Here is a 4,104-nt window from a genome sequence, read left to right on the forward strand (position 1 = left end):
CGCCCTATGGCAAGCCGGTCGAAGGGGTGACGCAACGACTGATCGATGCGGTGGAGACCGCCGCACGCCATACCTTGCAGGGCTTCGTCAAGCGGGATGCCAGCCTGCATGACGAATTGTTATAAATCATTTTGTAGCTCTGTGGCAGTACCGTAGCAAGCACGCAGCAGCGTCAACCGGGAAGGGCGTTGCATCATAAAACCCGAAACCAGACGATCACCGGCAATGACCATACCGAGCTCGTCTTTTCATGCTTTTGATGAGGCGATATGCAAGACACCGAACCGACATTGAAGAAGAACCTGTATGGACTCATGATGGCCATGCGTACCATGCAAGCGTTGGTGGCCAGTCAGCGGGCACAGCTGGTGGTGAAATTCCATCCGGTCGATGACGCCAATCTCAATCCCGCCTTCAAGCAACAGTTCTATGGCTACGGCGTGAGCTATGCCAGCTTCGCCGCCCAGCAGGCCATCGATGGGCAACTGGAGCCGGCGCTGTTCGATTTCGCCCGCTTCATCGTCATCAATGAATCGGCGGCGAGTCGTTATGTGGAATTGTTCAAGGGACCGGATGTCCTGATCTCGCTCAATCTGTTCTAGGCCAAGTCAACCGCCCTTCCAGGGCTGGTGCCGCAGGCTGACGCTATCTGCACCAAGGCTGACGTTTTCTGCACCATGGGCGGCCGGCCGCTCTCCTAAGATGAGCGCTCCTCAACCTTTACTGGAGCGCTCTCATGTCTTTTTCCCGCCATATCGTCACCACGCTGGCCCTGACGTTTTCTGCACTGTCGGCCCAGGCGGCCGAGTTCACCCTCACCAGCAGCGACATCCAGGAAGGCCAATCGCTGTCAATCTCGGAAGTCTTCAATGGCTTCGGCTGCATGGGCCTGAATCGCTCGCCGCAATTGTCCTGGTCGGGCGCGCCGGAGGGTACCAAGAGCTTCGCCGTGACCGTCTATGACCCCGACGCCCCCACCGGCAGCGGCTGGTGGCATTGGACCGTCTTCAATCTCCCGGCCTCGGTGCGCAGCCTGCCGGGCGGCATCAATGCTCAGGGCCAGGGCTTGCCGGCCGGCGCCATCCAGGGGCGTACCGATTTCGGCAGCAGCGGCTTTGGTGGGGCCTGCCCACCCGAAGGAGATAAGCCGCATCGCTACCAATTCATCGTATGGGCGCTGAAAACCGAAAAGTTACCACTGGATGCGCACGCCAGCGGTGCTATGCTCGGCTTCATGTTGAATGCCTCCGCGCTCGGCCAGGCCAAGCTCACCGCCTACTACGGCCGCGAAAAGAACCATGCAAAATGAGATCGCCATCCTGCCCTTCGCCCATGGCCCCCGTCCCACGCTGACCCGCATCCGCGCCCGCCACGAACAGCAACTGCGCCAGGTCTTCATCGGCCAGGCCAGCATCTGCCACGTGCGCCAGGGCAAGAAGCGGGTGCAATGGGGCAAGCGCCACCTGCTGTGCGGGCAGGATTGCCTATTGCTAATCGCGCCCGGCACGCAGATCAATGTGGCCAACCTGCCACGCGCGGGGGAATATGCGGCCGACATGGTGTCGCTGCCGCCGACGCTGATCGACCGCTTCCGTCTGCACTATCCCGGCCAGGGGGTGCCGGCGCGCGAGGCCGGCGCCATCAGCAGCATCAGTAGCGTCACGCAGGAGGCCGACCTGCTGCGCGCCTGGCGCCATCTGCTGGAGTGCCTCCGTGATGAGGCCGCCCTGCCCTTGCAATGCCAGGCCGCCGAAGGCCTGTTGCTGGCCCTGAGCCTGGCCGGCGCCATGGGTGGCCTGCTGCGCGAGCGCGGCGACGCCATCAGCCATCACATCGAACAGCATCTGCTGATGCTGCCGCCCGAACAGCGCAGCCTGGAACGGGTGGCCGATGCCTTCCATTGCAGCGTCTCCACGCTGCGCCGACGGCTGGCGCGCGAACAGACCGGTTTTCGCGAACTGCTGGACAAGGTGCAACTGGGACTGGCGCTGGAACAATTGCAGGCGTCCTCGCTGCCCATCGCCGACATCGCCGCCACCTGCGGCTACGATTCGGCCTCGCGCTTTGCGATGCGTTTTCGCCAGCATTACGGGATCAGTCCCAGCGAACTGCGCCAGACCCTGCCTTGAAACCACCCTCGCGCCCCTGGGCGCGATGGCTTGTCCGGCTCAACAACAAGCACCGTCATCCGGGTACGAAAGCACCGACATGCGTTTGCAGCGGCGTCCGACTGTGCCCTGGGCAGGTCGGGCCTAGGATGGTTGCAACGTCTCGCAATGGCGGGACGCCCCGACAACCACTCCAGGAGATACCTATGTCCAGAACCACTCTGAAATTGCTCGGCACCGCACTGATCGTGGCCGCCTGCAGCACGGGCGCGTTGGCCCAGAATGCGGGCGGCGGCAGCGGCTCAGGTTCGGCCGGCTCCGGGGCTACCGGAGCCACCGGGGCCCAGACCACGCCGGGCAATGGCGCCAGTGACAGCGGAAATAGCGGCAGCTCCTCCGGCAAGCACATGCGCAATCAGGACAAGTCGGACAAGAGCAGTCACAAGTCGCGTTCCGGCACGCATCGCAATAACCCCAATGCCACCGACATGAAGGATGGCCCCATGGGAACCTCGCCAGGAGGCAATGGCGGCGGGACCGGGAGCGGCGGCGCAGGGGGTGCCGGTGCCGGCAGCACTGGCGGCGCAGCCGGTGGCAGCGGTACCGGCGGTGCCGGAGGGGCAGGCGGTTCCGGCTCCTGAGTCATCCAATGATTGAGCGCAGCATGGCGACGCCTCCCATCCCTCCCGCCATGCCTGATTTGCCCCGTCGAGCTTGACGGGGCTTTTTTATAGGCGCGGCCCAGCGAGCCAGCAGCCTGCCAATGATGAGCGGCAGCCCGGCGAGGTTACAATGGGGCCCTTGTTCCCTGCCCTGTGCCCCTGCTGCCTCATGACCGACTACCTGGACATCTTCTACCGCCTGCTCTTGGCCATGCTCATCGGCTGCGCCATCGGCATCGACCGCAACCTGCGCGGCAAGCCCACCGGCGTGAAGACCCTGGGACTGGTGGGGCTGGGTTCGGCCCTGGTCACGCTGGCGGCGATGAATTTCGCGCTGGACGCAGCCGACCACAGCCGCGATGCCATCAGCCGTGCCATCCAGGGCGTCATCACCGGCATCGGTTTTCTCGGGGCCGGGGTCATCGTCCATGAACAGCGCAGCGAAAAGGTGCGCGGGTTGACCACAGCCGCCTCGATCTGGGTCACCGCCGCGGTGGGCATCGTCTGCGGCGCGGGTTGGTGGCGCGTGGCGCTCATGGCCAGCGGCCTGATCGTGGTCCTGTTCATGGTGGGCCGGCCACTGGAGCATTTCCTGCATCGGCAATGGCTGCGCAAGACCGAAGATGAACGTGCTGACATCAGTGCTCGCGAAGAAGACTGATGCCCGCATCGATGAAAACGGTTTTCCTCTATCTCTGCACGGCACTGGCCGAGATCGTCGGCTGCTATCTCCCCTATCTCTGGCTCAAGCAGGACCGCAGCGCCTGGCTGCTGCTGCCGGCCGCCGTCAGCCTGGCCCTGTTCGCCTGGCTGCTGACGCTGCATGAGGCCGCTTCCGGGCGCGTCTATGCGGCCTATGGCGGGGTCTACATCGCCGTGGCCATGCTGTGGCTGTGGGCCGTGGACGGCGTGCGGCCCTCGGGCTGGGATTGCGCCGGGGTGGCCGTGGCGCTGGCGGGCATGGCGATCATCGCCTTCCAGCCCAGATAGGACGTACCGACTTCCCCCGAACAGACCACGCACAGGAGCCCGACACCCATGAAGACGCCGCCCGTGAAACACCGCCCGCTTCTCTCGACGCCACTGACTGGCGCACTGTTGATGTTGATGGGCATGTACATGCTCCTGCTGGTCCCGCTCAAGAGCAGCGCACAGGAGGTGCGCCAGCGCCTGGGCGCGAGCGATCACGGCAGCGTTTCCTTCATGTCGGCCAATCGACGCACGACGTTCAGCCAGGTGTACCAGAAGAACGTCGCCTTTGATGAAACATCAGCGCCGAACTGCGGCTCCCCCGCCCAGCGCCGCCTGGCAGACTGCCGGCGGTGGTCATCATG

6 protein-coding genes and 1 pseudogene are annotated in these 4,104 nt (G+C 64.3%); all 7 read left to right on the forward strand.

Features of this window, described 5'->3' with window-relative positions; translation table 11 throughout:
* Window positions 1-269 precede the first annotated feature (269 nt).
* Entirely contained in the window at window positions 270-602 is a 333-nt protein-coding gene (locus I5W_RS26200) for a hypothetical protein (RefSeq protein ID WP_252717237.1), read from the forward strand.
* Window positions 603-736: 134 nt separating this feature from the next.
* Window positions 737-1,309 (forward strand): kinase inhibitor, encoded by a 573-nt coding sequence (locus I5W_RS26205; protein WP_044531459.1) that lies wholly within the window; start codon window positions 737-739, stop codon window positions 1,307-1,309.
* On the forward strand, window positions 1,299-2,129 hold the full coding sequence (locus I5W_RS26210) for a helix-turn-helix transcriptional regulator (protein WP_044531460.1): 831 nt from the start codon (window positions 1,299-1,301) through the stop codon (window positions 2,127-2,129). Before I5W_RS26205 ends, I5W_RS26210 begins: the two co-directional genes overlap by 11 nt.
* A gap of 185 nt (window positions 2,130-2,314) precedes the next feature.
* Window positions 2,315-2,749: a hypothetical protein gene (locus I5W_RS26215; protein WP_017450161.1), complete on the forward strand. Its 435-nt coding sequence runs from the start codon at window positions 2,315-2,317 to the stop codon at window positions 2,747-2,749.
* Between the two features lie 190 nt (window positions 2,750-2,939).
* Entirely contained in the window at window positions 2,940-3,431 is a 492-nt protein-coding gene (locus I5W_RS26220) for an MgtC/SapB family protein (RefSeq protein ID WP_026051886.1), read from the forward strand.
* A gap of 11 nt (window positions 3,432-3,442) precedes the next feature.
* Window positions 3,443-3,760: a YnfA family protein gene (locus I5W_RS26225; protein WP_026051885.1), complete on the forward strand. Its 318-nt coding sequence runs from the start codon at window positions 3,443-3,445 to the stop codon at window positions 3,758-3,760.
* A 48-nt stretch (window positions 3,761-3,808) separates the two neighbouring features.
* Window positions 3,809-4,104 (forward strand): annotated as a pseudogene (locus I5W_RS26230) (hypothetical protein); the annotation flags it as partial.

It is taken from the genome of Herbaspirillum sp. B65 (genome assembly GCF_000333555.1).
Taxonomy (GTDB): Bacteria; Pseudomonadota; Gammaproteobacteria; order Burkholderiales; family Burkholderiaceae_D; genus Herbaspirillum; species Herbaspirillum rubrisubalbicans.

Bases quoted from the DNA above. Each gene is read 5' to 3' on its own strand.
- I5W_RS26220 (WP_026051886.1), top strand. From the start codon at position 2,940: ATGACCGACTACCTGGACATCTTCTACCGCCTGCTCTTGGCCATGCTC.
- I5W_RS26210 (WP_044531460.1), top strand. From the start codon at position 1,299: ATGCAAAATGAGATCGCCATCCTGCCCTTCGCCCATGGCCCCCGTCCC.
- I5W_RS26200 (WP_252717237.1), top strand. From the start codon at position 270: ATGCAAGACACCGAACCGACATTGAAGAAGAACCTGTATGGACTCATG.
- I5W_RS26205 (WP_044531459.1), top strand. From the start codon at position 737: ATGTCTTTTTCCCGCCATATCGTCACCACGCTGGCCCTGACGTTTTCT.
- I5W_RS26225 (WP_026051885.1), top strand. From the start codon at position 3,443: ATGAAAACGGTTTTCCTCTATCTCTGCACGGCACTGGCCGAGATCGTC.
- I5W_RS26215 (WP_017450161.1), top strand. From the start codon at position 2,315: ATGTCCAGAACCACTCTGAAATTGCTCGGCACCGCACTGATCGTGGCC.